Consider the following 26,765-nt stretch of genomic DNA (forward strand, 5'->3'; position numbering starts at 1 on the left):
TCTTGTTTCCTTGGATGTCGGGGCGTCGCGGGCGTCGGGCGCCGCTCAGAGCTTGGCCCGTTCGGCCTTGACCTCGGCCGGCTGCACCAGCTGGCCGGTCTTGTTCGACCAGCTGTTCTTGGTGAAGCTGATCACGGCGGCGAGATCGGTGTCGCTCAGCTGCTTCCAGGCCGGCATGGCGCCGTTGTTCTGGCCGCGCAGCAGCACGTTGATCTGGTCGGTGTGGTCGGGGTCGAGCACCTTGGCCGAGCCGTCGAGCGGCTTGATCGGGCCGGCGCCCTTGCCGTTGGCCTGGTGGCAGGCCGCGCAGTTGGCGGCGTAGACCTTCTCGCCGCGCGCCATGATCTCGGGCAGCGCCCAGACCTTGTTCGGATCGTCCTGCTTGGCGGCGGCCTCCTTGCGCTTGCCGTCGACCCAGGCGCTGTAGTCGGCCGCCGAGACCACCTTCACGTGGATCGGCATGTAGGCGTGCTCCTTGCCACAGAGCTCCTGGCACTGGCCGTAGTAGTCGCCGACCTTCTCGGCGCGGAACCACGTGTCGCGCACGAAGCCGGGGATCGCGTCCTGCTTGATGCCGAACTGCGGCACGGCGAACGCGTGGATCACGTCGTTGGCGGTGGTGATCACGCGGATCTTCTTGTCGACCGGCACCACGAGCGGGTTGTCGACCTTGAAGAGATAGTCCACCGGGATCTGGCCCTTGGCACCGGCGTCGGACAGGGCGCGGTGCGAGCTGTCGAGCGTGGAGATGAAGCCCAGACCCTCGCCCTCGCCCTTGATGTAGTCGTAGCCCCACTTCCACTGGTAGCCGGTGACCTTGACGGTGAGGTCGGCGTTGGTGGTGTCCTTCTGGGCCACCAGCACCTTGGTCGCGGGCAATGCCATCAGGATCACGATGACGAAGGGCACGATGGTCCAGATCACCTCGACCACCACCGACTCGTGGAAGTTCGCGGCCTTGTGGCCCACCGACTTGCGGTGCTTCCAGATGGAATAGAACATCACCGCGAACACGGCGACGAAGATGAGCGTGCACAGGACCATCATCCCCGTGTGCAGCAGGTGCTGTTCCTGCGCGATCTTGGTGACGCCCACGGGCATGTTGAGCTGACGCACCATGGGACCACCGGGCAGGTCCTCGACCGCATGGGCCAAGCCGCCGAACGCCGTGCCGGCGGCCAGCAGGAGATGTGCGGGCCTGAACTTGTCGCGCCAAATGCTCTTCATCGTGTTCACTTCTTCATTTGTCCGTTGAACCCACCCGGGCGCGGCCGTCGGCGACGCCACCGTGTCCCCTGCCCGCTCAGGCACCGCGCAGCGCCATGCGGATCTCCCGCGCCAGCGCCGCACGCAATTCGGGACGCACGTAGCGCCCCACCTTGACCGACCGGCCCTGGCCCGACACCTCGATCAGCGAGCGATCGCTGGCCTCGGGCTCGACCCGCACCTGGTGCGGCAGGAACTCGACGCGCTCGCGATGTCCGGCATTCTCAAGCTCCACCACCAGCCGTCCACCGCCTTGCAGTTCGATCCGCTCGCCGTCCGTCGCATGCCGGGCATACATCAGGAAGGCCACGCCGACAGCCACCAGCTCGAGCCACGCGAAGGGCAGCACCATCGTCGCGCCGCAGAGCCAGAATGCCACGCCGATGCCGAGCGAAACGAAACACAGCGAGACGTACAGCCAGCCGAGCTGGGACGGCGTCACCGAGCAGTTGCGCTTCAGCAGCCAGTGGGTGTCCTGGCCGGAAACGGTGGCAAAACGAAACACGGAATTCGACACGGGCGAGTTCGGCAGATCGGTTCGTCGACAGCCGCCGAACCCTCATCCGACGGACGTCGATCGCGGGGGGATTCCCGGGAGTTGGCGCAGCCGCGGATTGTAGCGGCTCACCTCCCGAAAGCGAGGCGCTTCAGGGACGCCCGCGCTGCAGCATCTCGCGCATCTGGCGCAGCGAGACGGCGCTCTCGCCGGAGAGCGCGACGCGCGGCGGCGGCTTGAAGGCATGACCGTAGACGACCTCGAAGGTCAGGGCGATGCGACCGTCGTTCTGCCCCGGGACGGCGAGCGAGGCCAGGGCCTCGAGCAGCGCGTCGCGCCAGCGCCGTCCGCGCGGCGCCGCGAAGCGCTGTGGATGCAGGTTGCGTCCGAGCCCGCGCAGTTCGGCCAGCGCCGCCTCGGGCGTGGCCCAGGTCAGCACGATGCGCTCCATGTCCATGATGGGCTCGGCGAAGCCCGCGCCGACGAGCATGTCGCCCCAGTCGTGCATGTCGGTGAACTGATGGCCGGCCGGCGGCCAGCCGAGCCGCTCGTAGAGCCCGCGGAGTTCGTGCACCGTGTCGGGGCCGAGGCAGGAGAACATCAGGAAGCCGTCGGTCGCGAGCCGATCGTGCCAGGTCGCGATCAGCGCCTGCGGGTCGCCCGCCATGTGCAATGCCATGTTGGCCCACAGCATGTCGACGCCCGATTCGGGCGGGGCATCGAAACGCGCCTGGCCGCCCTGCCAGCGCCGCGCGTTCCACCAGGGGACGGCCAATGCGCGTGCCGTGCGCTGCGCCAGGGCGTCGTCGGGCTCGATCACGAAGGCCGGCGCGTCGCGGTAACGCTTGGCGACGCGCGCGTGCGCTTCCATGCCACCGCGCAAGGGCGACCAGTCGGCCCAACGGGCGGGCTTCGCGGTGATCCACTGCAGGCGGTCCTCCATGCGCCGGCCGATCTCCTCGTGCAGCCACGGGGAGCCTTCATCGGCGGCAGCGGGCGGCAGGCGGGCCCAGCGCGTGGCGGCCACGGGGTCGATGGTGGGTGGGCGCTGGGAGGATTCGGCGGGCATGGGGCCGGCCAGTATATTGAGCGACGCGCTCCCACCGGACCGTACGCCCTTTCTCCTTTTCATCTTGTCCCCGTCTGCTCAGTCCCTGTTCCAGCACCTGGTCGCGTCGCTCGCCGCCCGCGTCCCGAGCCTGTGCGCGATCTGCCGCGACTGGCCGTCGCGGCCGTTGTGCGACGCATGCGTCGCGCGCTTCGCCGCGCCCGTGGCGCGCTGCCCGACCTGTGCGATCGCCGTGCCAGCGGGCGTCGAGCGCTGCAGCGACTGCGTGCGCCAACCGCCGCCGCTCGACGCCTGCATCGCCGCCTGCGCCTACGCGTGGCCGTGGCCGAACCCCATCGCCGACTTCAAGTTCCGGGGCGAGACGGGCTGGGCCGGCGTCTTCGCGCAGCTCCTGCGCAACGCGCCCCGGGCCGAGCCGGCGCTCGAACGCTGCGACCTGGTCCTGCCGATGCCGCTGGCCACCGCGCGCCTGCGCGAGCGCGGTTTCAACCAGTCGCTCGAACTCGCGCGCCGCCTGGCGCCGGCCAAGACCGACGCCACTCTGCTGCTGCGCCTGCGCGACACGCCCGCGCAGCGCGGCCTCGCGCGCGCCGAGCGGCTGCGCAACCTGCGCGGCGCCTTCGCCGTCGAGCCGCTGCGCGCGGCGGCGGTGCGCGGACGGCGCATCGTGCTGGTGGACGACGTGATGACCAGCGGGGCGTCCCTCTTCGCGGTGGCGCAGGTGCTGCGCGCCGCCGGCGCCGCGCACCTCACGGGCCTGGTGCTGGCGCGGACCGATGCGTCGTCCTGAGGCGCGGGACCGTCGCGCCGCTATCCTCGCGCCCTCCTCCACCTCACGGTTCCCCACCTTCGCATCGGTCGTCGACCACCCGACCACCGAAGCCCCGCGCCATGTTCCACATCGTCCTCGTCGAACCCGAAATCCCGCCCAACACCGGCAACGTGATCCGGCTGGCCGCCAACACCGGCTGCACGCTGCACCTGGTCGAGCCGCTGGGCTTCTCGATGGACGACCGCCTGCTGCGCCGCGCCGGCCTGGATTACCACGAGTACGCCGAGGTGCGCCGACACGCCGGCTGGGACGCGCTGCTCGAGGCGGAGCGTCCGGCGCCCGGACGCATGTTCGCCCTCACCACGCGCGGCACCCGCGCCGTGCACGACACCGCGTTCGAACCCGGCGACTGGCTGGTCTTCGGCTCGGAGACCCGGGGCCTGGCGCCCGAGCTGCGCGAGCGCTTTCCCGCGCCGCAGCGCCTGCGCCTGCCGATGCGCGCGCACCAGCGCAGCCTGAACCTCTCCAACGCCGTCGCCGTGACCGTCTTCGAGGCCTGGCGCCAGAACGGCTTCGTCTGATCCTTGGGCAAATCGGGGCCGGTGCCGCATCGCACGCAGCGTCCATCGACGCGACGCTTCAGGGATACCGGCGCACCACCGACTCCGCCACGCAGGCCGGCTTCGACGCGCCCTCGAGCTCGACCGTCGTCTCCCACGTCATCTGGTAGCCGTCGCCGGCGATCGGCTCGGCCGACAGCAGCTTCAGGTGGGCGCGCAGCCGGCTGCCCACCGGCACCGGCGACATGAAGCGCACCCGGTTGAGCCCGTAGTTCACGCCCATGCCGGACTCGACAATCGCCAGCGCCGACTCGAAGAAGCGCGGCAGCAGCGACAGCGTCAGGAAGCCGTGCGCGATCGGCGCGCCGAACGGCCCGGCCCTGGCACGCTCGGGGTCGACGTGGATCCACTGGTGGTCGCCGGTCGCCTCGGCGAACCGATTCACCTGCTCCTGCGTGACGGTCAACCACTCGCTCGTGGCGATGTCCTGGCCGACACAGGCCGCGAGTTCCCGAAGGGTCTGGAAGGTCTTTGTCATGCGGCGCACTTTAGTGTGACCGGTCGCGGACACGATGTCCGTGCGGCGACAGAGCAGCGTGCGCTGGCGATCGGACCCGCACGACGCGCGTCTGTGCGCTATGTTCCACGCATGACTCCATCGTCCCGGGACGCGCCGGAGAACCCCCGCGTCCGCATCTACCTCCTCGCCGCCCATCCGCGCTGGCGCGATTCGCGCGTCAACCGTCGGCTGCTGGCCGCCGCCCGGGAGGCCGCCACCGACGCCGCGGGCCCGGTCGAGATCGACGTCAACGATCTCTACGCCAGCTATCCCGACTACGCCATCGACGCGGAGGCCGAGCGCGAGCGCCTCGCACGCGCCGACCTGCTGGTGCTGATGCATCCGATCCACTGGTACTCGATGCCGCCGCTGCAGAAGCTCTGGCTCGACGAGGTGCTGCGCTACGGCTGGGCCTACGGACCGGAAGGCACGGCCCTGCGCGGCAAGGACGTCTGGCTGGTGGCGTCCACCGGCGGCCCCGAGGACAGCTACCACCCGCAGGGCTACAACCGCTATTTCTTCGACGCCTTCCTGCCGCCCTACGAGCAGACGGCGGCGCTGTGCGGCATGCGCTTCCTGCCGCCGCTGGTGCTGCACGGCGCCAACCGCGTCGCCACCGCCGAGCTCCAGGCGCACGCCGAGGTCTTCGTCCAGCGCCTGCGGAGCTACCCCGACTGGCCGGAGATGGACGAACTCGACGCCTGCCCGACCTGCACCGTCCCGCTGCAAGACCGCCCCGATCCCACCGCCTGAGCACGGACGCCCCATGGAACACGCCCCCGCCTGGCTCGTCGCCAGCCTGATCTACCTGGGCGCCGCCGTGCTGGTGGTGCCGCTGTCCAAGGCGCTCGGTCTGGGCTCCATCATCGGCTACCTCGCCGCCGGCATCGCCATCGGCCCGTGGGGGCTGGGATTGGTCTCCAGCGTCGAGCAGGTGCTGCACTTCGCCGAGTTCGGCGTCGTGCTGATGCTGTTCCTGGTCGGGCTCGAACTGGAACCCGAGCGCCTGTGGAACCTGCGCCGGCCGATCTTCGGCTGGGGCTCGGCGCAGGTGCTGGGCTGCGCCGCCGTGCTGTTCGCGGTCGGCTGCCTGGCCGGGGCCGACTGGCGCGTCGCGCTGGTCGCGGCGCTGGGGCTGGCGCTGTCGTCCACCGCCATCGCGCTGCAGGTCTTCGCCGAGCGCAACCTGATGGCCACGCCCAGCGGCCAGGCCGGCTTCTCGATCCTGCTGTTCCAGGACGTGGCGGCGATCCCGATCCTGGCGCTGCTGCCCCTGCTGGCGGTGGCCGGCGCCGACGCGCACGAACCCGTGACGGCCGCCGCGCGCGCCTGGCAGGCGGCGAAGATCGTCGGCGTGATCGCCGGCATCGTGCTGGGCGGACGCCTGCTGCTGCGCCCGCTGCTGCGCTGGATCGCGCGCAGCAACACGCCCGAGATCTTCACCGCCACCTCGCTGCTGCTGGTGGTCGCCATCGCGGCGCTGATGCAGTTCGTCGGCCTGTCGATGGCGCTGGGCGCCTTCCTCGCCGGCGTGCTGCTCGCCGAGAGCGAGTACCGGCGCGAGCTGGAGACCGACATCGAGCCCTTCAAGGGCCTGCTGCTGGGCCTGTTCTTCATCGCCGTGGGCATGAGCATCGACTTCGGCGTGCTGATGGCGCACCCGGGGCTGATGGCGCTGGTGGTCGTGGGCTTCCTGGTGCTGAAGTTCGTCGTCATCTACGCGCTGGGCAAGGCGATGGGCGTGCCCTACCAGCAGCGCCCGGTGTTCACGCTGCTGCTGGCGCAGGGCGGCGAGTTCGCCTTCGTGGTGTTCCAGGCCGCCGGGCCGGAGGTGCTGCCGCCGGCCACGGCGTCGTTCCTGATCGCGGCGGTGGCGCTGTCGATGCTGGTCTCGCCGCTGCTGCTGGTGGCGATCGACAGGTTCGTGCTGCCGCGCTACAGCCGCGGCGAAGCGACGACGATGGCCGAGATCTCCGAGCCGCAGGAGCCCAAGGTGCTGATCTGCGGCTTCGGGCGCTACGGGCAGATCGTCGGGCGGCTGCTGTTCTCGCAGAGCATCGAGGTGACGGTGCTCGACCACGACCCCGACACCGTCGAGGGCCTGCGCGAGTTCGGCTTCCGCGTGTTCTACGGCGACGCCACCCGGCTCGACCTGCTGCGCACCGCTGGCGCCGGCACCGCGACGGCGATCGTGGTGGCGGTCGACGACATCGAGCAGTCGCTGGAGATCGTCGACCTCGTGCGCGCGCATTTCCCGCAGGCGAGCATCGTGGCGCGGGCGCGCAACGTCGGCCACCTGTTCCAGCTGCAGGACCGGGGGGTCGAGCACATCGAGCGCGAGCTTTTCGAGTCGTCGCTGCGCAGCGCGCGCTCGGTGCTCGAGGTGCTGGGCTGGCCGGCCCACGAGGCACGCGAGTCGACGATGGTGTTCCGGCGCCGCAACCTGAAGCTCATGGCCGAGACCTACCCGCACTACAAGGACCGCGCCAAACTCATCGCGGTGGCCAAGGAGGGCCGCCAGCAGTTCGCGCGGCAGATGGCGCGCGAACGCGAGGAGCGCGAGCGTCTGATCCGCAGCCATTGGGACCATGAGTAGGCTTACCCCCAGGCTTGCGCACTTCGTGTCGCAGCGCCCACCCCCTTCGAGGGGGCGACACCTGCGGCCTGGCAGAGCCAGTTCCGCGGTGTCCTCGGCTCGAGGCTGTGCAGGTCGTAGTGGTTGCGGGCGCGTTCAGCGCGCCATGGGGAAGGCGTCGCCGACCAGCTTGATGCCGGTGAGCGCCATGCCGGCGTAGACGAAGCGGTAGAACCAGACGGGGTCGATGCGCCGCGCGATGCGGATGCCGACCCACACGCCGATCGGGGCGAAGGGCAGCAGCACCAGGGAGGTCGCCATGTTGCGCAGGTCGAGCAGGCCGAGCCAGGCGTAGGGGATCCACTTGCTCAGGTTGATGACGAAGAACAGGTAGGCCATGGTCGCCGTGAAGACGACCGGGCGCAGCTTCAGCGGAATCATGTAGGCGCTCACGGGCGGTCCGCCCGCGTGCGCGACGAAACTGGTGAAGCCGCCGATGGCCGCCAGCACGCCGCCCACCGCGTTCGAGGGCAGTACGGCGTCCGGACGCGGCGGGAAGAGCAGGCGCTGGGCCAGGAACAGCAGCGTGAAGCCGCCCACCAGGCCCGCGACCGTCGCCGGGTTGAGCGTGCGGAACAGCAGCGTGCCCACGACGGTGCCGACCAGGCTGCACGGGATCAGGAACTTCAACAGCCGGGCGTCAAAGTCGCGCCGGAAGGCGGCGATGCCCAGCAGGTCCATCAGCAGCAGGGCCGGCATCAGCATGGCGGCGGCTTGCGGCACGGTGACGGTCAGCGCCATCATCGGCACGGCCAGCGAGCCGAAGCCGGCGCCGAAGCCGCTCTTGCTCACGCCCAGCAGCAGCACGGCGGGAATGGCGACCGCGTAGAAGTGCCAGTCGGTGATGACGGGGAGGACCAAGGCCTTGCCGCGCTCAGTCGACGCTGGCGCCGGACTCCTTCACCACCTTGCCCCACTTGGCGGTCTCGCTGGCGATGAAGGCGGCGAACTGTTCGGGCTTCTCCGGATGCGGCTCGGCGCCCTGCTCGGCCAGCTTGGTCTTCACGTCCGGATCGGCCAAGGCCTTGGCGATGGCGGCGTTGAGCTTGGCGACGACGTCGGCCGGGGTGCCCACCGGCGCCAGCAGCCCGAACCACGACGAGGTGTCGTAGCCCGGCACGCCCGACTCCGCGATCGTCGGCACGTCGGGCAGCGCGGGCGAGCGCTTGGCGGTGGTCACGGCCAGCGCGCGCAATTTGCCGGCCTTCACGTGCGGCATGACCGAGGGCATGTTGTCGAACATGATGGCCGTCTGGCCGCCGATCAGGTCGGCCACCGCCGGCGCGCTGCCCTTGTAGGGGACGTGCTGCATGTCGATCTGCGTCATCTGCTTGAACAACTCGCCCGACAGGTGGATCGACGTGCCGCTACCCGACGAGGCGAAGTTGACCTTGCCCGGATTCGCCTTGGCGTAGGCGATGAGTTCTTTCACGTTCTTGTACGGCTGCGCGGGATTGGCGACCAGCAGGTTGGGCACCATGGCCACGCGCGAGAGCGGCGCGAAATCCTTGATCGGATCGAAGGGGAGCTTCTTGTAGAGGCCCTGGTTGATGGCGTGCGTGCCGACCGTGCCCATCAGCAGCGTGTAGCCATCGGCCGGCGCGCGCGCCACCGCCTGCGTGCCGATGTTGCCGCCCGCGCCGGCGCGGTTGTCGACGATCACCGGCTGGCCGAGCGTCTGCCCGACGTGCAGGCCCACCACGCGCGCCAGGATGTCGGTGGTGCCGCCGGCGGAGAACGGCACGATGATCGTGATCGGCTTGGTCGGATAGGCCGCCTGCGCCCGCGCGTCGGAGGGCGCGATGCCCGTCGTGGCGGCGGCCGCGAAGGCGATGGCGCCCAAGCCGAAGAGGCGGCGGTTCGGTGCGACGGAAGGAGAGCGTGACATGGGAGAAACCTTTCGAGGACGGGCGCGGAGGCGAGGAAGGCGAGACCGGTCACGGGCGTGCCGGATCGCAGCGGGTCGTCACGCATCGTACCCAGCGCACCCGGCCCTCCGGTCTCCGGTGCTACCCTCGAACGCATGTTCAATCCCACCCAGGAAGAAGTGCGGCGCTTCTTCTGCAACGTCTACGCGAAAAGCCGTGCCGGCCTGCCGATGGAAGCCCTGGAAACCATCGCCGCCGGCTGGATCGATGCCCATCCGGAGTACCACGCCGATCTCGTCGACGCTGATGCCGCCGTGGCCCGCGTCTACGACGGCCAGGGCGGCCGCGAGAACCCTTTCCTGCACCTGTCGATGCACCTGTCGATCAGCGAGCAGTGCTCCATCGACCAGCCGCGCGGCATCCGGCAGGCGGTGGAACTGCTCGCCGCGCGCCGGGGGTCGTTGCTCGACGCCCACCACGCCGCCATGGAATGCCTGGGTCGCATGATGTGGGAGAGCCAGCGCGCCGGGCGTCCGCCGGACGGCAATGCGTACGTCGACTGCGTGCAGCGGCACGCGACGAGGGATTGAACTCCTCCGCGGGGGCAACACCGGCGGCCCGGCGAAACAGGCTCCGCGGTGTTTACGAGAGGGAGGCCGACGGTTCGGGCGGCTGCGACGGACCGACCGCTCAGCGGGCGGTCGTCTTGTGGAAGCGTGACTCCGGCACCGTCTTGAGCTCGCCCGGCAGCGAGCCGATGTAGGCGGCGAGTTCCTTCAGTTCGTCGTTGGTGAACTTCTTGGCCTGGCCGCTCATCACGCCGTTGGCGCGGCCGAGCTGGGCACGGTTCTCGACCTTGTACGACTTCAGCGCCACGTAGAGGTAGTCGGGATGCTGGCCGGCCAGCTTGGCGACGGTGCCGTCGTTGGGGGTGTTGAAGTTGGCGCCGTGGCACTTGGTGCAGGCGTTGTCGCGGTCGCGAGAGATCAGGGCCTGGACGCGTTCGCTGGGTGCCTTGGCCGGTGCCGCGGGTGGCGCATCGCCCTGTTGCACGCCGAGCTGGGCGTAGTAGGCCGCGAGGTCGGCCATGTCCTGTTCGCTCAGGGTGTCGGCGATGGCGCGCATCGTCGGATGCTTGCGGTCGCCGGCCTTGTACGCGGCGAGCGCGGCGGTGATGTAGGTGGCGCTCTGGCCCGCGATCTTGGGCACCTTGTGCACCTCGGGGAAGCTCGACTGGTAGCCCACGATGCCGTGGCAGCCGATGCACATCGCCGTCTTCTTCGAACCGTTTTCGACGCTGCCGGTCACCGTCTGTGCCTGGGACGAAAGGGTCACGCAAGCGACAGCGAGGGCAAATACCGTGGTCTTCAACTTGTTCATTTTGCGCGCACAATCTCGTGGAGAAACGGTTTCGAAGCAACGTTCGATTATATGCGGCGGCCTTCCGCGGGCCAGTACCGCGAGGCTCACCGGATCTCCCGTCGCGCAGCGCCCGAGGGCGCCGGTTTCTTCCACCCCAGCACGCCGTCCTCCATGAAATTCGAAGGTTCAGACAACTACGTCGCCACCCGCGACCTGATGCTCGCGGTCAATGCCTCCATCACGCTCTCTCGGCCCCTGCTGGTCAAGGGCGAGCCCGGCACCGGCAAGACCATGCTGGCCGAGGAGGTGGCGCAGTCGCTGGGCCTGCCGCTGCTGCAATGGCACATCAAGTCGACCACCAAGGCGCAGCAGGGTCTCTACGAGTACGACGCGGTCAGCCGCCTGCGCGACTCGCAGCTCGCCGACGTCGACGGCGGCGAGCGCGTGAAGGACATCCACAATTACATCGTCAAGGGCGTGCTGTGGCAGGCCTTCACGGCCGACCGGCCCGTCGCTCTCCTGATCGACGAGATCGACAAGGCCGACATCGAATTCCCGAACGACCTGCTGCGCGAGATCGACCGCATGGAGTTCTACTGCTACGAGACGCGCGAGCTCATCCGCGCCAAGCACCGTCCGGTGGTGTTCATCACCTCCAACAACGAGAAGGAGCTGCCCGACGCCTTCCTGCGCCGCTGCTTCTTCCACTACATCAAGTTCCCGGACGCGGAAACCATGAAGCGCATCGTCGCGGTGCACTTCCCGACGCTCAAACAGGAACTGCTGGCCGCGGCGATGAAGACCTTCTACGACGTGCGCAACCTGCCGGGCCTGAAGAAGAAGCCCTCGACCTCCGAACTGCTCGACTGGCTCAAGCTGCTGGTGGCCGAGGACATGCCGCTGGAAGCCTTGCAGAGCAAGGACGAGAAGGTCGCCGTGCCGCCGCTGGTGGGCGCGCTGTTGAAGAACGAACAGGACGTGACGCTGTTCGAGAAGCTTGTCTTCATGCAGAAGAACAACCGCTAGGCGGGCGCGGCGATGGCTTTCGTCGAACCCGTGACCCTGACGTCGCGCGGCATCGCGCTGGTGCCGCTGTCGCTGGCCCACGAGGACGGGCTGCGCGACGCGGCGGCCGATGGCGAGCTCTGGAAGTTGCGCGTCACGTCGGTGCCGCAGCCGCAGGAGACGCGCGGCTACATCGAAACGGCCCTGGCGATGCGCGAGGCCGGCCATCGGTTCGCCTTCGCCGTCACCGACGAGGCCACGGGCACCGTGCTGGGCAGCACCAGCTACCACGACATCCTGCCGGCCGTGAAGCGCGTGGAGATCGGCTACACCTGGTACGCCCGGCGCTGCCAGCGCACGCACGTCAACACCACCTGCAAGCTGCTGCTGCTCGGGCACGCCTTCGACACGCTGGGCTGCCACGTCGTCGGCTGGCGCACCGACAACTTCAACTTCGCCTCGCAGCGCGCCATCGAGCGGCTGGGAGCGAGGAAGGACGGCGTGATCCGCGGTCATGCGCCGCGCCGCGACGGCACCATTCGCGACACCGTGATGTACAGCCTGCGCGCGGGCGAGTGGCCCGAGTCCCGGGCCCAGCTGCTCGACCTGCTCGCGCGCCGGGAAGCCGCCTGAGCCGCCCGAACCGCTCGCGCCGCGCCCGGGCACGTCCGACATCGAGTCTTCCCTCCCAGGAGTCCACGCCATGCTGATCGATTTCTTCTACACGCTGCGCGCGGCGAAGCTGCCGGTGTCGGTCAAGGAATTCCTGACGCTGCTGGAGGCGCTGCAGGCCGACGTCGTCGGGCCGGGCTCGGACGGCGCCTTCGGCATGGAGGACTTCTATCACCTCAGCCGCACCGCGCTGGTGAAGGACGAGAAGCACTACGACAAGTTCGACCGCGCCTTCGCCGGCTACTTCAAGGGCGTCGAGATGCTGACGGACTTCACCCGCGACGTCCCGCTCGACTGGCTGCGCAAGACGCTCGAGCGCGAGTTCTCGCCCGAGGAGAAGGCGGCGATCGAGAAGATGGGCTGGGACGAACTCATGGAGACGCTGAAGAAGCGCTTCGAGGAGCAGAAAGAACGCCACGAGGGCGGCAGCAAGTGGATCGGCACCGGCGGTACCTCGCCCTTCGGCCACGGCGGCTACAACCCGCAAGGCGTGCGCATCGGCGGCGCCGGCAAGAACCGCAGCGCCGTCAAGGTCTGGGACCAGCGCGCCTACAAGGACTACGACGACGGCCAGGAACTGGGCACGCGCAACATCAAGGTCGCGCTGCGGCGCCTGCGCAAGTTCGCCCGCGAGGGCCACGAGGACGAGCTCGACCTCGACCACACCATCCGCTCGACGGCGGCGAACGCCGGCTGGCTCGACATCAAGATGCGGCCGGAGCGCCACAACAACGTCAAGGTGCTGCTGCTGATGGACGTCGGCGGCACGATGGACGAGCACGTCCAGCGCATCGAGGAGCTGTTCTCGGCCGTCAAGACCGAGTTCAAGCACCTGGAGTTCTACTACTTCCACAACTGCGTCTACGACTTCATGTGGAAGAACAACCGGCGCCGCTTCTCGGAGAAGTTCGCCACCTGGGACATCCTGCGCAAGTACAACCGCGACTACAAGCTGATCTTCGTCGGCGACGCGACCATGAGTCCCTACGAGATCCTGCAGCCCGGCGGCAGCGTCGAATACAACAACGAGGAAGCTGGCGCCGAGTGGCTGCAGCGTCTCACCCACGCCTTCCCGAAATTCGCCTGGATCAATCCCGAGCCGCAGGGCGTCTGGGCCTACCGGCAGAGCATCGGCCTGGTCCAGCAGCTGATGTCCAACCGCATGTACCCGCTGACCCTGAGAGGTCTGGAGGACGCCATGCGGATGCTGTCGAAGTGATCCGGTCACGCGCCGTCGACGGGTCGAGCGACTGAAAGACCATCAATGTGAAAGTCATTTAAGAAAAGAATACTCACTCTTTCTTGAATTAACTTACATTTGGTACTTAAGTCGTCATTTGCGAACGTCGGTTCGTCCCACCCCTCTCCGTGGAAGTCCAGCGCCATGTCCGCCCTGCTCTCTTTTCCTTCGTCGCCTCCCACGCTGCGCGTCGTCGCCGAGCGCTCGGCGGACTTCGTGAGCATCCGCGGGGTGCGCCTGCTCATGGACCAGCTGGTGGACGCCTCCTTCCTCACGCCCGAGGCCACCGCGCGCCTGCACGAGCGCCTCATGGCCGCCACCCCCTTCCCGCACCTGGTCGTCGAGGGCCTGTTCAACCCCGCCCTGCTCGAACTCGTGCGCGAGGAGTTCGACAACCGCCCCGCCGAGGGCTGGAAGGACGTCACCAGCAGCTACGAGTCCACCCGCCGCTCCGAGCTCGGCGCCGCCCTCGGGCCGGCCTCGCAGATCTACTTCGACCTCATCAACTCCGGCTGGTTCACCCGCTGGCTCTCGGCCGTGACCGGCACGCCCTACCTGCTGGGCGACCCCCAGCGCTTCGGCGGCGGCCTCCACGAGAGCCGTGCGGGCGGCGCCTTCGCCATCCACCGCGACTTCAACTACCACCCCCACGTCGGGCTGAAGAACGAGATGGTGTGCATCACCTACCTGAACCACGGCTGGCAGGACGCCTGGGGCGGCGTGCTCGAGCTGTGGGACGCCAAGGACGGACAGTGCCAGGCGCGCGTGAGGCCGGAGTTCGGCCACACGCTGATCCTGCCGCACGGCCCGGCGAGCTTCCACGGCCACCCGGGGCCGCTGTGTCCGCCCGAGGGCGTCCAGCGCCGCTCGGTGGCCGCGTACTTCTACACCAGCCCCAAGGCCGGGCGCCAGGACCCGGAGGAGGCCGTGTCGATCTTCATGCACACGCGTCGTGCCGACCGCGCCAAGAAGGCCCTGCGCCTCATGACGCCCCCGCTGGTGTGGCGGGCGCTGAAGAAATTCAAGCGCAACTGACCTACAGCGTCTGGGGTCGCCCCGCCCGGGACGCCTTTCTGCCTGCTGGCAGAATGAATCGATGTACAGGGTGGCTCACTTCAAGACGCCGGCGTTGGTGCCGGCGTTGCTTTTTTCCAGCGCGCTTTTCCTGCAGGGCTGCAGCCTGCTGCCCAAGAAGGACGCGTCCGAAGACGAATCCGGCGCCCGGCCGGTGGCGGGCGACGGCAGCACGGCGCGCCGTGGCGACGCCTTCACGCTGGAGGTGCGCGGTCCCGACGACATCCGCGACTACCTCGCCCTGCACCTCGAGATCCAGCGCTACCGGCAGATCCCCGACCTGGGCGCGACCGAGCTCTCGCGCCTGATGGTGGCCGCCGAGGCCAACGCGCGCGAATTGCTCGGCACCCTCGGCTACTTCACGCCGACCCTCACGCTCGAACTGCGCGAGACCCCGGCGAGCGGCAAGGCTCCGCGCGAGGTGACGGTCACCGTCGAGCCCGGCGTGCAGACCCGCGTGGCCGCGTTCCAGATCGATTTCGGCGGCGCCATCGCCGACACGACCCCCGACGACCCCGTCGCCCGGGCCCAGCGCGAGGCGATCCGCTCCGCCTGGGGCCTGCGCAACGGCGAGCTCTTCACGCAGCAGGCCTGGGACAACGCCAAGGCCGCCGGCCTGCGCAACCTGACGGCCAGGCGCTACGCCACCGCCGGCATCACCCGCAGCCAGGCCGAGATCGACGCCGACCGCAGCGAAGCGCGCCTGGGCGTGACCTACGACTCCGGCCCGGCCTACCGCTTCGGCCCGCTCGACGTGCGCGGGGCCAAACGCTATTCGGCCGACGGCGCCCGCCGCATCGCCCGCGTGCCCACCGGCACCGACTACGACCAGCAGAAGCTGCTCGACGCCCAGCAACGACTGGCGAGCAGCGGCTACTACGACTCGGTCTTCCTCACGCTGGACACCGACGGCACCGACCCGGCATCGGCCCCCGTCGTCGCCCAGGTGCGGGAAGCGCCCTACCAGAAGGTGGTGGCGGGCGTGGGCTTCACCACCGACAGCGGCGCACGCCTGTCGCTCGACCACGTCCACAACGAGATGCCGTTGCTGGGCTGGCGGGCCGTCTCGCGGCTGACGCTCGACCGCGAGACGCAATCGCTGGGCACCGACTGGAACGCCATCCCCGACGACCGGGGCTGGCGCTGGTTCGGCTCGGGCCTGCTCAAGCGCGAGATCACCGGCAGCTACGACGTCAACAGCGGCCGCGTGCGCGCCGGCCGCGGCAAGACCGGCGACCGCATCGATCGCAGCTACTTCCTCCAGTACGACTACGCGACCTACACCGGCGGCACCGACGCGCCGCCCTCGGCCTCCGCCGTCAGCGCCAACTGGGGCTGGACCGGGCGCTACTTCGACAACGCCGCCTCGCCCACGCGCGGCCAGGGCCTGGCGCTGGAGGTGGGGCTGGGCCAGACGCTCATCGGCGAACGCGCGCCCTTCGTGCGGACCTACGGCCGCTGGCTGGGCTTCGTGCCGATCGGCGAGGTGCGTGCCACGTCGCAGAGCGCCGCGCGCAGCAGCCGCCTGCAGTTCCGCGCCGAGGCCGGCGCCTTCATCGCCCGCGACAACGCCCAGGCACCCGCCACCCTGCTGTTCCTGACCGGCGGCGACACCACCGTGCGCGGCTACAGCTACCGCCAGATCGGCACCGAGCGCGACGACGGCCAGATCGTGGCCGGACGCTACCTCGGCGTCGGCAGCGTCGAGTGGCAGCGTCCGATCGTGTGGAACGGCAAGCTGACCGAGTTCGAGAGCACGCTGTTCGTCGACGCCGGCGCCGTGGCCGACCAGGTCAGCGCCCTCAAGACCAAGGTCGGCGTCGGCTTCGGCACGCGCTGGCGCAGCCCGGTCGGACCGGTGCAGGCCGACCTGGCCTATGGCGTCGACGTGAAGAAGGTGCGCCTGCACCTGCGGCTCGGCTTCACTTTCTAGGACAGGCGAATCCGCACGATGCAGCCCCAGGACCCCATTTCGTCCCCGACCGCGCCCCTGCCGCCGGTTCCCTCCTCCCCGTCCAATCCGCCTCCTCCGACGCCACAGCCGCCGCGTCGCTCGCCGACCCGGCGGATGCTGCGCGCGCTGGCCTGGACCGTCGGCGTGCTGCTGGCCCTGCTGGTCGCCCTCGGCGCCGCGGCGTGGTGGTGGCTCGGCTCCGCCCAGTCGCTGGCGTTCTCGCTCGACCGGGCGGCGCGCTACGTACCGGCCGGACAGACGCTGGAGAGCCGCGATGTGACCGGCTCGCTGCGCCAGGGCGGCCGCATCGGCTTCCTGCGCTGGCAGAGCCCGACGCTCGCCGTCGAGCTGCGCGACGTCACGATCGGCTGGCAGCTCCGGCCGTTGCTCGACCGCCAGGTGCGCCTGGGCGAAGTCCATGTCGCACAGGTGCTGCTGGAGCGTCGCGGCCCGGTCGAGGAAAAGCCGTCGGAGCCGCTCGCGCCCCTGGAGCCGATCGTGCTGCCGGTGGACATCGAATTGCCCTTCCGCGTCGACAGCATCCGCTGGGCCGGGCCACCGGTGGTGGAGGCGAAGAACCTCGCCGGCAGCTATCGCTATGCGCGCGCCACGACGCAGCACGCCCTGGTGGTCGACGGCGTGGACGTGGCCGACGGCCGCTACGCCGCGCGCGTCGGCCTGCAGGGGGCGGCACCGATGGCGCTCGACGCCGCGCTCGACGGCCGCGTGCGCACACCGCTGACCGAGGGCCGCACGCTCGACGTGCTCGCTCAGGCCACCGCCCAGGGTGCCCTCGCCGGCACCGATGCCCGGCTGGCCGTGACGGCCCGGGTGCGCCCGGCCGAGCCGGCCGCCGACGCCGCCATGCAGGCCGACGTGCGCGCCACCCTGGCGCCCTGGCAGAAGCAGCCGGTGATCGACGCCGACGCCACCCTGCGCGACATCGACCTCGCCGTCCTGCTGCCGCAGGCGCCGTCGACGCTGCTGAGCGGCACCGTGCGCGCCGGCCCCGACGCCGCCAACGGCTGGCAGCTCAACGCCGACATCCGCAATGCCCGACCCGCGCCATGGGACCGCGGCGGCCTGCCGCTCGACCGCGTCGAGGCGCGCGCCCTGTTCGACGGCCGGACCTGGACCGTGCCGGCCGCGACGATCCGCACCGGCGGCGGCCGCATCGAGGCGGCGGGCGAATGGCGTCCGGCGCCGGAACCCTGGAAGGTGGACGCCACCGTCGCCGGCGTGCAGCCCGGCGCACTGCACACGCAGCTTGCCGGGGCACCGATCGGCGGTCGCGCCAGCGTCGAGCAGCGCGCCGATGCGGCCCTGCTGTTCGACGTCGCGCTGCAGGCCCAGGGCGCGGCCGGCAGCGCCGCGCTGCAGGGCGTGCGGCTCGATCGCGCGCTGGCGCAGGGACAGTGGAAGGACCAGGTCCTCGACCTGCGCACCCTGCGCATCGAAGCCGCGCAGGCGCGCGTCGAAGGCACGCTGCAGGCGCGCGTCGCCGAACGCGCGGGCAGCGGCGACCTGAAGGTCGAGCTGCCCGGCGGCAACGCACAGGTGCAGGGTCGCATCGCGCCGGCCCAGGGCGGCGGCGAGGTCAAGGCGCGGATCGACGACGCGGCGGCGATGCAGCGCTGGATCGAACGGCTGCCGGGCCTGTCAAAGGTCTTCGCCGGCGCGTCGGCCGATGGCAGCGCGCGCCTGGACGCCCGCTGGCAGGGCGGCTGGGAAGCGGTCCAGCGTCGGTTGCAGAGCGTCACCACGCCGGCGCCGCGCGGCATGGTCGAGCCCACGCTGCAGGCCACGCTGATCGCGCCGCGCCTGGACCTGCGCCTGCCGGCGGCGGCGGCTGTTTCATCGGCTTCGACCACCGCAACGTCCGCACCCGTGCCGGCACCGGCCCCGCAGTCGGTGCAGCTGCGCGACGTGCGCGCCGAAGTCGGCGGCAGCCTGGCGCAAGCCACGCTCGACCTGCGCGGCCAGGCGCGCACCGGCACGCTCGACGTGAAGCTCGACACGCGCGCCAGCGGCGCGCTCGAACGCGCCGGCCACTGGCGCGCCCGGCTGGCCAGCCTGCGGCTGCAGGCGATGGACAGCACCCGGCCCGGCCCCTGGACCGTGACGCTGGGCGCCGCGGCCTCGGCCGACGTGCGCACCACGCCGGGCGGACTCGAGATCGACACCTCGTCCGGCAGCGCCGCCGTGCAGGGCCCAGTGCCCGGCACGCTGCGCTTCGAATGGGAGCCGGTGCGCTTCCGCCAGACCGGCAGCGGCGCGCAGAGCGTCGTGCGCGTGCAGTCGAAGGGCCGCATGGTCGGCCTGCCGATGAGCTGGGCCGAAGCCTTCGACGCCAGCACCTCGCTCGCCAGCCTGGGCATCGGCGGCGACCTGATCTTCGATGGCGAATGGGACATCGACGCCGGTGACGCCCTGCGCGCCAGCGCCCGGCTCGCGCGCCGCAGCGGCGACATCCGCGTGCAGGCCGGCGAGGCCGCGCTCGTGACCCGCATCCGCAGCCACGGCAGCGGCGCGAAGAGCGAGATCGTGATGGATTCGGCCGCCGGCTCCGGCACGGCCGGACCGAGCACGCCCGCCGGGCTGCGCCAGGCCGAACTGCGCCTCGACGCGCAGGGCGAGGACGTGCGCGCCCGCCTGACCTGGGACAGCGAACGCGCCGGCCAAATCAACGCCGAGGCCTCGACCCGAGTGACGAAGCGTGACGGCGGTTGGCAATGGGCGGCCGACGCGCCGCTGGCCGGCAACGTCAAGGCACGGCTGCCGAGCCTGGGCGTCTGGTCGATGCTGGCGCCGCCGGGCTGGCGCATCGCCGGCACGCTCGACGCCGACGCCGCGCTGTCGGGCAACCGCGCCGCGCCGCGCTGGAACGGCACCCTGGGAGCCGACAGCCTCGCGCTGCGCGCGCTCGTCGAGGGCATCGACCTGCGCGACGGGCGCCTGCGCGCGACGCTCTCGGGCGACCGCGTCGACGTCACGGAATTCACGCTCAAGGGCGGTGCCGCCAGCGGCGCGCGCATCGCCGGGCAGAGCGGCAACCTGAGCACGGCGGCCGGCGAGGCGGGCCGCGACGGCGGCACGCTCTCCGGACGCGGCGAACTGCGCTGGGGGACGGCACCGGCCGGCGGCGACGCCTCGGGCATCCGCATGGCGCTGCAGACCGAGCTGCGCAGCCTGCGCCTGCTGGTGCGTTCGGACCGCCAGATCACGGTGTCGGGCGACCTGCAGACGCGCCTGGACAACGGCCAGATCACCGTGCGCGGCAAGCTCGTGACCGACCGCGCCGTGATCATCCTGCCCGACGAGACGGCGCCCAGCCTGGGCAGCGACGTGGTGGTGCGTTCGGCCGCGCGCGCGCGCGAGGCCGACGAGAAGGCGGCCAAGGCCCGCGACGCCGCCGAGCGCACCGAGGCGCGGGTCGTGCAGCCGCAGACGGCGAAACCGCCCGACATCGCCGTGAACTTCGACCTCGGCAAGGATTTCGCGGTCCAGGGACGCGGCATCACGACGCGCCTCGAGGGCAACCTCGACATCCGCAGCAACGCCCTGGGCGCGCCCCCGCGCATCACCGGCGAGGTGCGTACCGTGCGCGGCCAGTACCGCGCCTACGGCCAGCAGCTCGACGTCGAGACCGGCATCGCGCGCTTCAACGGCCCGTACGACAACCCCTCGCTCGACATCCTGGCGATCCGGCCCAACATCGCCTACCGCGCCGGCGTGCAGATCAGCGGCACGGCGCAGGCGCCGCGCGTGCGCCTGTACTCGGAGCCGCAGCTCTCGGACGTCGAGACGCTGTCGTGGGTGGTGCTCGGCCGGGCGTCGGCCACCAGCGGCGGGGAATCGGTGCTGATGCAGCAGGCGGCGCTCGCCTTGCTGGGCGGACTGGGCAAGGGCGGATCGGGCGGCAGCCTGGCGAGCCGGCTGGGCCTGGACGAGATCGGCTTCAAGGGTCCGTCCAGCGGCAGCGATCTGCGTTCGACGGCCGTGACGGTCGGCAAGCGCCTGTCGAAGGATTTCTACGTCACCTACGAGAGCAGCCTGGGCGGCGTGGTCGGCACCCTCTACGTCTTCTACGACCTGACCCAGCGCCTGACCCTGCGCGGACAGGCCGGTCAGAAGAGCGGGCTGGACCTGATCTACACCCTCAAGTACGACTAGGCCCCTCGGGCAACCGGGCCCGGCGAACTGCTAAAGTCGCCGTTCTGGTTGCCCCGCGTCTTCGTAGTTCAATGGATAGAACGGGGTCCTCCTAAGACTCAGATACAGGTTCGATTCCTGTCGAAGGCACCAGACCCCTTCTCCCCCTTGCTTCCCCAGAGCCGCCACCACGGCCGATGCACCGCCGCGTGCCCGGCGACTTCCAGGGCGCCCGCCTGCGAGGGCGTCGGCCCGATGCGGCGGTTGAGTTCCGCTTCCACCTCGTCCACCGCACGGCGCGCCTGCCGGTCGCCCAGCTTCGCCCGTTGCCGCAGCACATAGGCGGTGGCCGCGAGCGCCTCGTCGTCAAGATTCGTGGTGTCCATTGGAAGATGGTGTCCGGAATCTTTCAATGGGACATCCCCCGTTCGGGTGAGACGGCGAACCGGCGGGCGGCGGGTTCCGGAATCGACGGCAGGTCCGGTTCGTCCCATTCCAGAACGGCGTCGAGAAAGTGCGCCGAGTCGCCGAATGCCGACCGCTCTGTAGAATTCGAGCATCCACCCGAAGGCCCCGCGACCCGGGGTCTCATGCCGTTCCGATGCCCGACTCACTCTCCTCCTCCCCGACATCCGCCGCGTTCGCCAAGTTCGTGGTCACGCACCGGACGCAGGATCTGCGTGCTGCCCTGGCGACCTTGCTGAAGCTCACCGACTACCGGTTCATCGGCCTGTGGCGCTTCCAGGACGGCAAGGCCAGCGCCGTCGTGCATTACGACCGCGAAGATCCGACCGCGACCAGCACGCAGGAAGTCCCCGACACCGCCACGTACTGCTGCTTCGTGCGGGAACACAGGGCGCCCTTCAAGACCCCCAACGCGCTGATCGACGAGCGACTCTCGGCGCACACCGCCCGCGAACAGGTCGCCACCTACTGCGGCGTTCCCGTGATGGACAGCAGCGGCAACGTGCTCGCGACCCTGTGCCACTACGACGTGGTCCCGCGGGAGCCGGAACAGGTGAATCTCGAACTGATGCTGCTGGTGGCGGCCTACATCGCCAATAACGGCCACCTGCCGCCCTATCCCTCTTCCGCGTCGAACATCGCCACCGCCTGACGACCATGACCGTCCGGTGCGAGGCCTGCGGCACCGAGAACCGCGACAAGGCGATGTTCTGCCGTGGCTGTGCCGGCAAGCTGCCCGCCTTCGTCGCGAGCCGCACGACGGCTCATGGCAGACCGGACGCGGAAATCCACACCGGTCGGGGACGGGCCGCGCCGACGTCACCGGCCGCGATCCGATCCTCCTCTTCCGCGGCGTCGGGTCGGTTCCGGCTCGGTCTCACGGACGCGCGCATCCTCTGGTCGATGCTGCTGATGGTCGCGATCGGGGTCTCGATCGCATGGTTCGTGCTGACCTCGACCGATACGGAACGTCGGACTCCGGCGCCCGCATCGGATCCCACCGTCGCCGGACGGCTGCCACCCGAAGCGTCCCTGTCGACGGGCGAGACACTGGCAGACGGTCGCGCATCCGACAGTTCGGCGACGCCGCCCGATCTCCCCTCCGCATCCCCGGACGGCGCACGTCCAGCGACGACGGAGGGTGGGTCGACGCCACCCCTGGCGGAAGGCGTTCCCGGAGGAGCCGCGTCGTCCGAGACGACGACGCCCGACACCGAGCCTGCGCCATCTGCCCGCAACACCGGCCGGCGCTCGGCCGCCGTCAATGCCGGCGGTGGACGGGCACCGGATCCTCGCGTCGGCTGCGAACACCTGTTCTTCGCCTTCGCCGCACGCTGCGAGGCCAATCATTGCCAACTGCCCGCCTATGCACGTCACCCTCGGTGCGAGCTGGTCAGGGAACAGCGTCGGAGAGACGACGCACGCCGCAATTCGATGCCGACTTCCTGATCGTGCGACGTTGCTCGAACCCCGCGTCGGGCGCCAGCGTGTCGACTTTCAGGCCCGATTCGAAAGCACGCCCCTTGGAGCGCTCCTACTTGAGCTGACCCAGGACGGCGACCGTGGCTTCGACCCGCTCCGCCAGCACAGAATTGAGTCCCTGCCAGCCCCGGTAGGTCGGCACGATCGTCAGCCAGGCGACGCCGATGACGGAAAAAAGCAGGGCGAACAGGTCGGGATGCATCGGGCCTCCGGTGAAATCAGCACGTTTTGGAATTTTGAACAAAAGTATAGGTCTTGAGACACCCGCCATCGGTCCGCTCAGGTCCTGCGAACGTCGCGACGGCGCTGTTTCGTCGCCTCGGGAATCCGTGCTCTCGGAAAGCTCTGCAGCATGCGCATGCCCATCGGCGTGATGCGCGTGACGACGGCGACGGGACTGGCAGGCGTGAGCGATGGCTCGATCGCCGGAAAGATCGCCTCGATGTGTCCGCTCAGCACCAGCACGCGAACGGCTTCCACCTTCCGGATGCCGTGGACCGACACCGGCAGTTTCTTGCGAGCCAACAGATGGAGGATCTCGAGTGGCATGGAGGCGGAGTCTGGCGTCGCCGGTCCGGGACCCGCCGTGCGGGCCCGGCATCCGTCATTCGCCGTAACCTTCTTCGTGTCGGGTGCGCGGCGGCGGCGTCTTCAGCGAATCCTCGGGATCGGTCTTGCTCGCGTCCGGACCGGCGCCGGATCTTCCCCACAGATCCTTGTCGATCGCGAAGTCGGATTGGGCCTCGCGCGCATCGTCCTTTTCCAAGGCCTCCCGGAATGCAGGCGATGCCTTCTTGGCCTGTTCGCTGTTGTCGATGGTCGACGGATTGGGCCGGGCCGGATCGCCCGGCTCCGGCGGCACGTGGCGTGACTGGGTTCGATGGTCGTTCACGGGAAACTCCTGCAAAAGGGATGAAGGCTCACGATCGACCCCGAAATGCGAGGTCAACGTGCGCCGACGCGGTCTTTGGTGTAGGTGCGCACCGACCCCCTTCGCACGTTTCAGGACTGGAAACGCCCCAGCGCCGCGTCGATGCGCAGGGAAGCGCGAACCGACGCCCAGCACGTGAACCGCTGCAGGGCCAAAAGCCCGACCCGGGCCGGGTTGCGTCGTCGCCGAGCTTCCTGGACTTCGCAGCGACGCTGGACGATCGTTTCGAGAGCGTTCGCGATCCCGATCGATGCCGCGTTGTCCTGGGCCTGCAGGCGCATCGCCTGCGCGATGTCCGACAGGTCGGTATCGCTCAGTCGTGCGAAACGATGGTGATCGCCCACCATCACAGGACCGACACGAAACGCAACGCGACCGGGATCGCCACGAGAATGCCCAATCGCACGAGATTGCGTCGCCAAGCGACGGCATACTGATGCCGCAAGCCGGCCCTGACCGACGACAGGCGCATCTGGCGCTGGTTGTCGTCGAGACTGTCTTTCCACCATTCGTGTGCTTGTTGATTCGAGCGGTTCATGTAATCAATTGTGATTAATGTTCCCGAGCTTGACAAGCTAAATTCAATCATAAAGTTTGCACGCACAGAGAGCTGAGCTCATTTTGTGAATACTTTCGCTTTCTCACTTGGATCACGGTCCGTGTAGGCACCGACCCACGACGTCGACTTGCCTTTTCTTTCACTGCGCAAGCTCATCGCACGGTTAGGGTCAAGCCTCATTCACTCAACCGACGGGACCTTTCGTGAAAAGCATCATTCTTTGGCTCTGCGGGGTCCCGGTGGTCGCCATTATTGCCCTCAAGATTTTCGGCATTCTGTGACGTACCTCTCCTGATTTATTTTTGGGAATCGTCTGAACCAAAATCACAGACGACGCTCCAACAGTTTCCTCCTCGCGACGTCGCAAGACGTTGTTCCAAGCGTCCTTCGGGGCGCTTTTTTTTGGACCGCGCTCGCCGTGGTTGCCGACGGGCACGGATCCAAAGCCGGGGTACCGCGGGACCGGCTCGGCCAGTTCGCCGGTGCCGCCCCTGCCAGGATTGTTGGCGCAGCGACACGAAATGCGCGAAGACCGAGGTCGCTTCTACCTGCCGCGCATCGCGGCCGGATGGCCCTGGAGACCGAACGAGCGCCCGGTGTCGACCAACGTGTCGCCGTCGACGCGCAGGATGCTGATGTCGCGATCGATGAAGTTGCCGACGTAGAGGTACCGGCCGTCGGCGCTGAACACCGCGCCTTCGGGCAGGCCGCGCACCTCGACCTCGTTGCCGCGCGTGACCTTCTTGCCATCGATCTTCAAAGCCACGACCGAGCCGTTGCGCTGATGGAAATAGGCGTTCTTCGCCGCGTTGCTGCCGCGCAGGATGACCGCCACGGCCAGCCTGCCGGTCGGGCTGATGACCAGGCCTTCGGGGCCGTCCCCCACCACGACCTTGTCGACCACGCGCGGCGGCACGGCCTCGAGGTCGATCACGCTGACCGTGTCGACCTGCCCGTCCGAGGCGCCGGCGTTGCCGTTGTCGGCCGTGAGCGCGAGCCGGCCGTCGGGCGTCACGTCGACGTTGTAGGGCCACAGGCCGGCGGCTAGATCGACCTTGTTGTAGCTCACCTTCTCGCCGTCGACGTCGAGCAGCGCGACCTTGTGGCTCGGGAACTTGACCGCCAGCGCGCGTCTGCCGTCGGGCGTGAAGCGCACGTGCGCGACCGACTCGCCCATCGCCACGGTGTCGATCAGCGTGACCTTGCGGCCTTCGATGCGCAGCACGCCGACCGAGTTGTCGGCCCGGTGCGCCACCAGCGCCAGCGTGCCGGCGCGGTTGATGGACAGGCCCGAGGGTTGGCGGCCGACGGCGAGCGTGTCGAGCAGCACCGGCGGCGTGGCCGCGAGGTCGATCACGAAGAGGCGGTTGTCCGGCACCTGCCGGCGCACGCCGCCCTCCTCGACCACGTTGAGCGAGTTGGCGACCAGCGCCAGCGTCTCGTCGGGATGGATGGCCAGGTTGGTCGGCGGACCGGCGATGGTGTTGTCCAGCGCCAGCGAACCGACGAGCCGGGGCACGAGCGGATCGGGGCCGATGTCGAGCACCTGAACGGTGTCGCGCCCGTGCGGGCCCAGGACGACGCCGCCGGCGTCGTTCCACGACTGTTTCTCGTCGTTGGCCACGAGCATGAGCTGGCGCTTGGGCGTGGCGGCGGTCGACGGCGGCAAGCCGGCGCAACCGGCGAGCGCAGCGGCGGCGCAGAGCGCGACCACGATGGCGGTTCCCCGACGCGATGCGTGCGGATGCCGGTACGGAGGAAGGGCGCTGGGGGCGGGACGGAATAACTGCATGGCGTTCGTCTCTCTTCGTGGTCGTGATGGAAAAACCGGTTCGTTCTCGGCGGATGCGTCGTCGCGAGCGTGATCGATCTTCTCTCTCAACGCATTTCTCGACGCATCTCGCGTCGCAGCGCCTGCACGTCGGCATGCAGCGACGCGGCCCATTCGCGGCGTTCCCGGTCCGCGGCGGGCTGCGGCTCGCCGAAGCGCACGATCGCACGCAGGGGCGGCGCGCCGAGCACCCGCCAGAGCGAGGTGAGCAGGTCGTCGTCGTCGATGTAGCGCGCCGCGAGGCTCGGCGCGCCGCTGGCGTTGTCGACGAAGCGCAGCGCCATGGGCTGCACCGGCGCGTCCGCGGAGATCGCGGCCTGGAGCAGATTGGCGTGAAAGGGCAGCACGTCACGGCCGTCGCTGGTCGTGCCCTCCGGGAACACCGCGATGAGGTCGCCGGCGCGCAAGGCTTCGGCCATGTGGTGCGCCACGCGCAGCGCGTCGCGGCGCCGTTCGCGCTCGATGTAGAGCGTGCCGGCGCCATCGGCCAGCATGCCGATCACCGGCCAGCGGCGCACGTCCGACTTGGAGACGAAACGCACATGCCGTGCGGCGTGGATCGCCAGGATGTCGAGCCACGACAGGTGGTTGCACACCAGCAGCACCGGACCGCCGGCGGGTGGGGTGCCCTGCACGTCCAGGCGCACGCCCATCAAGGCCAGCATGCCACGCGCCCAGCGCTCGACCTCGCGCTCGCGCCGGTCCAGCGTCAGATCGGGAAAGCGACGGCGGATGGTCCACCAGCCGCCGAGCATGTGGGCGATGACGCGCAGCAGCCGCCAGCCGGTACGAAGCGATCCGATCACCGGCCGC

General features: G+C 69.6%; 28 protein-coding genes and 1 tRNA gene. 14 read left to right on the top strand and 15 right to left on the bottom strand.

From position 1 onward, the window contains the following. Positions 1–45: 45 nt before the first annotated feature. The 3 genes from coxB to ABID77_RS08345 form a co-directional block, all read right to left on the bottom strand. A complete protein-coding gene (coxB, locus tag ABID77_RS08335; protein WP_429593649.1) occupies positions 46–1,227 on the bottom strand; it encodes a cytochrome c oxidase subunit II in 1,182 nt (393 codons plus the stop codon). A 76-nt stretch (positions 1,228–1,303) separates the two neighbouring features. Further along, the gene (locus ABID77_RS08340; RefSeq protein ID WP_429593651.1) at positions 1,304–1,783 is read right to left on the bottom strand and encodes a DUF2244 domain-containing protein; all 480 of its coding nucleotides are present in this window, start codon (positions 1,781–1,783) and stop codon (positions 1,304–1,306) included. 130 nt (positions 1,784–1,913) lie between these two features. Further along, positions 1,914–2,831, bottom strand: a complete 918-nt coding sequence (locus ABID77_RS08345; protein WP_429593653.1) for a biotin synthase — start codon at positions 2,829–2,831, stop codon at positions 1,914–1,916. A gap of 64 nt (positions 2,832–2,895) precedes the next feature. Between ABID77_RS08345 and ABID77_RS08350 the strand changes: the two genes are divergently transcribed. Both ABID77_RS08350 and trmL read left to right on the top strand, forming a co-directional pair. Beyond that, on the top strand, positions 2,896–3,621 hold the full coding sequence (locus tag ABID77_RS08350; protein ID WP_429593656.1) for a ComF family protein: 726 nt from the start codon (positions 2,896–2,898) through the stop codon (positions 3,619–3,621). Between the two features lie 101 nt (positions 3,622–3,722). Continuing rightward, positions 3,723–4,184, top strand: coding sequence for a tRNA (uridine(34)/cytosine(34)/5-carboxymethylaminomethyluridine(34)-2'-O)-methyltransferase TrmL (trmL, locus tag ABID77_RS08355; RefSeq protein WP_429593658.1), 462 nt, complete (start codon positions 3,723–3,725; stop codon positions 4,182–4,184). Between the two features lie 58 nt (positions 4,185–4,242). Here the strand turns inward: trmL and ABID77_RS08360 are convergent, their stop codons facing one another. Next, complete coding sequence (locus ABID77_RS08360) at positions 4,243–4,701, bottom strand: MaoC family dehydratase (RefSeq protein WP_429593661.1); 459 nt, start codon at positions 4,699–4,701, stop codon at positions 4,243–4,245. Between the two features lie 111 nt (positions 4,702–4,812). Between ABID77_RS08360 and ABID77_RS08365 the strand changes: the two genes are divergently transcribed. Both ABID77_RS08365 and kefC read left to right on the top strand, forming a co-directional pair. Continuing rightward, on the top strand, positions 4,813–5,475 hold the full coding sequence (locus ABID77_RS08365) for an NAD(P)H-dependent oxidoreductase (protein ID WP_429593664.1): 663 nt from the start codon (positions 4,813–4,815) through the stop codon (positions 5,473–5,475). A gap of 13 nt (positions 5,476–5,488) precedes the next feature. Then, positions 5,489–7,318: a glutathione-regulated potassium-efflux system protein KefC gene (gene kefC, locus ABID77_RS08370; RefSeq protein ID WP_429593666.1), complete on the top strand. Its 1,830-nt coding sequence runs from the start codon at positions 5,489–5,491 to the stop codon at positions 7,316–7,318. A gap of 135 nt (positions 7,319–7,453) precedes the next feature. Here the strand turns inward: kefC and ABID77_RS08375 are convergent, their stop codons facing one another. Further along, positions 7,454–8,218, bottom strand: a complete 765-nt coding sequence (locus ABID77_RS08375; protein ID WP_429593669.1) for a sulfite exporter TauE/SafE family protein — start codon at positions 8,216–8,218, stop codon at positions 7,454–7,456. A 13-nt stretch (positions 8,219–8,231) separates the two neighbouring features. Next, positions 8,232–9,245, bottom strand: coding sequence for a Bug family tripartite tricarboxylate transporter substrate binding protein (locus ABID77_RS08380; RefSeq protein ID WP_429593672.1), 1,014 nt, complete (start codon positions 9,243–9,245; stop codon positions 8,232–8,234). A gap of 135 nt (positions 9,246–9,380) precedes the next feature. Between ABID77_RS08380 and ABID77_RS08385 the strand changes: the two genes are divergently transcribed. Next, positions 9,381–9,815, top strand: a complete 435-nt coding sequence (locus ABID77_RS08385; protein WP_429593675.1) for a DUF1841 family protein — start codon at positions 9,381–9,383, stop codon at positions 9,813–9,815. A 100-nt stretch (positions 9,816–9,915) separates the two neighbouring features. Here the strand turns inward: ABID77_RS08385 and ABID77_RS08390 are convergent, their stop codons facing one another. Further along, on the bottom strand, positions 9,916–10,605 hold the full coding sequence (locus tag ABID77_RS08390; protein ID WP_429593677.1) for a c-type cytochrome: 690 nt from the start codon (positions 10,603–10,605) through the stop codon (positions 9,916–9,918). A gap of 153 nt (positions 10,606–10,758) precedes the next feature. On the opposite strand from ABID77_RS08390, the gene ABID77_RS08395 reads away from it, so the two are divergent. The 7 genes from ABID77_RS08395 (at position 10,759) to ABID77_RS08425 (ending at position 20,837) form a co-directional block, all read left to right on the top strand. Beyond that, the gene (locus tag ABID77_RS08395) at positions 10,759–11,613 is read left to right on the top strand and encodes an AAA family ATPase (RefSeq protein WP_429593680.1); all 855 of its coding nucleotides are present in this window, start codon (positions 10,759–10,761) and stop codon (positions 11,611–11,613) included. A gap of 12 nt (positions 11,614–11,625) precedes the next feature. Next, positions 11,626–12,225, top strand: a complete 600-nt coding sequence (locus tag ABID77_RS08400) for a GNAT family N-acetyltransferase (RefSeq protein ID WP_429593683.1) — start codon at positions 11,626–11,628, stop codon at positions 12,223–12,225. Between the two features lie 70 nt (positions 12,226–12,295). Next, the gene (locus tag ABID77_RS08405; RefSeq protein WP_429593686.1) at positions 12,296–13,483 is read left to right on the top strand and encodes a vWA domain-containing protein; all 1,188 of its coding nucleotides are present in this window, start codon (positions 12,296–12,298) and stop codon (positions 13,481–13,483) included. 165 nt (positions 13,484–13,648) lie between these two features. Continuing rightward, complete coding sequence (locus ABID77_RS08410) at positions 13,649–14,539, top strand: 2OG-Fe(II) oxygenase (protein WP_429593689.1); 891 nt, start codon at positions 13,649–13,651, stop codon at positions 14,537–14,539. Between the two features lie 61 nt (positions 14,540–14,600). Continuing rightward, the gene (locus ABID77_RS08415; protein WP_429593691.1) at positions 14,601–16,511 is read left to right on the top strand and encodes an autotransporter assembly complex protein TamA; all 1,911 of its coding nucleotides are present in this window, start codon (positions 14,601–14,603) and stop codon (positions 16,509–16,511) included. Positions 16,512–16,646: 135 nt separating this feature from the next. Beyond that, positions 16,647–20,705: a translocation/assembly module TamB domain-containing protein gene (locus tag ABID77_RS08420; protein ID WP_429593693.1), complete on the top strand. Its 4,059-nt coding sequence runs from the start codon at positions 16,647–16,649 to the stop codon at positions 20,703–20,705. Positions 20,706–20,762: 57 nt separating this feature from the next. Then, positions 20,763–20,837: transfer RNA gene (locus tag ABID77_RS08425), tRNA-Arg, on the top strand. Here ABID77_RS08425 and ABID77_RS08430 read toward each other — a convergent pair. Next, positions 20,804–21,070 (bottom strand): hypothetical protein, encoded by a 267-nt coding sequence (locus ABID77_RS08430; protein ID WP_429593696.1) that lies wholly within the window; start codon positions 21,068–21,070, stop codon positions 20,804–20,806. The genes ABID77_RS08425 and ABID77_RS08430 overlap by 34 nt on opposite strands. 215 nt (positions 21,071–21,285) lie before the next feature. Here ABID77_RS08430 and ABID77_RS08435 point away from each other — a divergent pair, with 215 nt between their 5' ends. Continuing rightward, positions 21,286–21,801: a GAF domain-containing protein gene (locus ABID77_RS08435; RefSeq protein WP_429593698.1), complete on the top strand. Its 516-nt coding sequence runs from the start codon at positions 21,286–21,288 to the stop codon at positions 21,799–21,801. A 5-nt stretch (positions 21,802–21,806) separates the two neighbouring features. Further along, positions 21,807–22,598, top strand: a complete 792-nt coding sequence (locus tag ABID77_RS08440; RefSeq protein WP_429593702.1) for a DUF7577 domain-containing protein — start codon at positions 21,807–21,809, stop codon at positions 22,596–22,598. Between the two features lie 85 nt (positions 22,599–22,683). Here ABID77_RS08440 and ABID77_RS08445 read toward each other — a convergent pair whose 3' ends face one another. From ABID77_RS08445 to ABID77_RS08475, 7 genes are all read right to left on the bottom strand, one after another. Further along, on the bottom strand, positions 22,684–22,833 hold the full coding sequence (locus ABID77_RS08445; protein WP_429593705.1) for a hypothetical protein: 150 nt from the start codon (positions 22,831–22,833) through the stop codon (positions 22,684–22,686). A 77-nt stretch (positions 22,834–22,910) separates the two neighbouring features. Continuing rightward, positions 22,911–23,180 (bottom strand): hypothetical protein, encoded by a 270-nt coding sequence (locus ABID77_RS08450; RefSeq protein ID WP_429593708.1) that lies wholly within the window; start codon positions 23,178–23,180, stop codon positions 22,911–22,913. Between the two features lie 55 nt (positions 23,181–23,235). Continuing rightward, the gene (locus ABID77_RS08455) at positions 23,236–23,523 is read right to left on the bottom strand and encodes a hypothetical protein (RefSeq protein ID WP_429593711.1); all 288 of its coding nucleotides are present in this window, start codon (positions 23,521–23,523) and stop codon (positions 23,236–23,238) included. A gap of 110 nt (positions 23,524–23,633) precedes the next feature. Then, complete coding sequence (locus ABID77_RS08460; RefSeq protein ID WP_429593714.1) at positions 23,634–23,909, bottom strand: hypothetical protein; 276 nt, start codon at positions 23,907–23,909, stop codon at positions 23,634–23,636. After that, positions 23,909–24,100, bottom strand: a complete 192-nt coding sequence (locus ABID77_RS08465; protein ID WP_429593716.1) for a hypothetical protein — start codon at positions 24,098–24,100, stop codon at positions 23,909–23,911. Before ABID77_RS08465 ends, ABID77_RS08460 begins: the two co-directional genes overlap by 1 nt. 565 nt (positions 24,101–24,665) lie before the next feature. Further along, a complete protein-coding gene (locus ABID77_RS08470; protein ID WP_429593719.1) occupies positions 24,666–25,913 on the bottom strand; it encodes a YncE family protein in 1,248 nt (415 codons plus the stop codon). 86 nt (positions 25,914–25,999) lie between these two features. Beyond that, entirely contained in the window at positions 26,000–26,755 is a 756-nt protein-coding gene (locus ABID77_RS08475) for a lysophospholipid acyltransferase family protein (RefSeq protein ID WP_429594743.1), read from the bottom strand. Positions 26,756–26,765: the final 10 nt, after the last annotated feature.

Origin of the sequence: Variovorax sp. PvP013 (genome assembly GCF_050435945.1) — a bacterium.
GTDB lineage: Bacteria > Pseudomonadota > Gammaproteobacteria > Burkholderiales > Burkholderiaceae_C > Variovorax.

What these genes read in the sequence shown, in the direction of transcription:
- coxB (WP_429593649.1), bottom strand. Translation starts at nt 1,227, where the DNA reads ATGAAGAGCATTTGGCGCGACAAGTTCAGGCCCGCACATCTCCTGCTG.
- ABID77_RS08345 (WP_429593653.1), bottom strand. Translation starts at nt 2,831, where the DNA reads ATGCCCGCCGAATCCTCCCAGCGCCCACCCACCATCGACCCCGTGGCC.
- trmL (WP_429593658.1), top strand. Translation starts at nt 3,723, where the DNA reads ATGTTCCACATCGTCCTCGTCGAACCCGAAATCCCGCCCAACACCGGC.
- ABID77_RS08360 (WP_429593661.1), bottom strand. Translation starts at nt 4,701, where the DNA reads ATGACAAAGACCTTCCAGACCCTTCGGGAACTCGCGGCCTGTGTCGGC.
- ABID77_RS08365 (WP_429593664.1), top strand. Translation starts at nt 4,813, where the DNA reads ATGACTCCATCGTCCCGGGACGCGCCGGAGAACCCCCGCGTCCGCATC.
- kefC (WP_429593666.1), top strand. Translation starts at nt 5,489, where the DNA reads ATGGAACACGCCCCCGCCTGGCTCGTCGCCAGCCTGATCTACCTGGGC.
- ABID77_RS08380 (WP_429593672.1), bottom strand. Translation starts at nt 9,245, where the DNA reads ATGTCACGCTCTCCTTCCGTCGCACCGAACCGCCGCCTCTTCGGCTTG.
- ABID77_RS08385 (WP_429593675.1), top strand. Translation starts at nt 9,381, where the DNA reads ATGTTCAATCCCACCCAGGAAGAAGTGCGGCGCTTCTTCTGCAACGTC.
- ABID77_RS08390 (WP_429593677.1), bottom strand. Translation starts at nt 10,605, where the DNA reads ATGAACAAGTTGAAGACCACGGTATTTGCCCTCGCTGTCGCTTGCGTG.
- ABID77_RS08395 (WP_429593680.1), top strand. Translation starts at nt 10,759, where the DNA reads ATGAAATTCGAAGGTTCAGACAACTACGTCGCCACCCGCGACCTGATG.
- ABID77_RS08400 (WP_429593683.1), top strand. Translation starts at nt 11,626, where the DNA reads ATGGCTTTCGTCGAACCCGTGACCCTGACGTCGCGCGGCATCGCGCTG.
- ABID77_RS08405 (WP_429593686.1), top strand. Translation starts at nt 12,296, where the DNA reads ATGCTGATCGATTTCTTCTACACGCTGCGCGCGGCGAAGCTGCCGGTG.
- ABID77_RS08410 (WP_429593689.1), top strand. Translation starts at nt 13,649, where the DNA reads ATGTCCGCCCTGCTCTCTTTTCCTTCGTCGCCTCCCACGCTGCGCGTC.
- ABID77_RS08415 (WP_429593691.1), top strand. Translation starts at nt 14,601, where the DNA reads ATGTACAGGGTGGCTCACTTCAAGACGCCGGCGTTGGTGCCGGCGTTG.
- ABID77_RS08420 (WP_429593693.1), top strand. Translation starts at nt 16,647, where the DNA reads ATGCTGCGCGCGCTGGCCTGGACCGTCGGCGTGCTGCTGGCCCTGCTG.
- ABID77_RS08430 (WP_429593696.1), bottom strand. Translation starts at nt 21,070, where the DNA reads ATGGACACCACGAATCTTGACGACGAGGCGCTCGCGGCCACCGCCTAT.
- ABID77_RS08435 (WP_429593698.1), top strand. Translation starts at nt 21,286, where the DNA reads ATGCCCGACTCACTCTCCTCCTCCCCGACATCCGCCGCGTTCGCCAAG.
- ABID77_RS08440 (WP_429593702.1), top strand. Translation starts at nt 21,807, where the DNA reads ATGACCGTCCGGTGCGAGGCCTGCGGCACCGAGAACCGCGACAAGGCG.
- ABID77_RS08445 (WP_429593705.1), bottom strand. Translation starts at nt 22,833, where the DNA reads ATGCATCCCGACCTGTTCGCCCTGCTTTTTTCCGTCATCGGCGTCGCC.
- ABID77_RS08450 (WP_429593708.1), bottom strand. Translation starts at nt 23,180, where the DNA reads ATGCCACTCGAGATCCTCCATCTGTTGGCTCGCAAGAAACTGCCGGTG.
- ABID77_RS08460 (WP_429593714.1), bottom strand. Translation starts at nt 23,909, where the DNA reads ATGGTGGGCGATCACCATCGTTTCGCACGACTGAGCGATACCGACCTG.
- ABID77_RS08465 (WP_429593716.1), bottom strand. Translation starts at nt 24,100, where the DNA reads ATGAACCGCTCGAATCAACAAGCACACGAATGGTGGAAAGACAGTCTC.
- ABID77_RS08470 (WP_429593719.1), bottom strand. Translation starts at nt 25,913, where the DNA reads ATGCAGTTATTCCGTCCCGCCCCCAGCGCCCTTCCTCCGTACCGGCAT.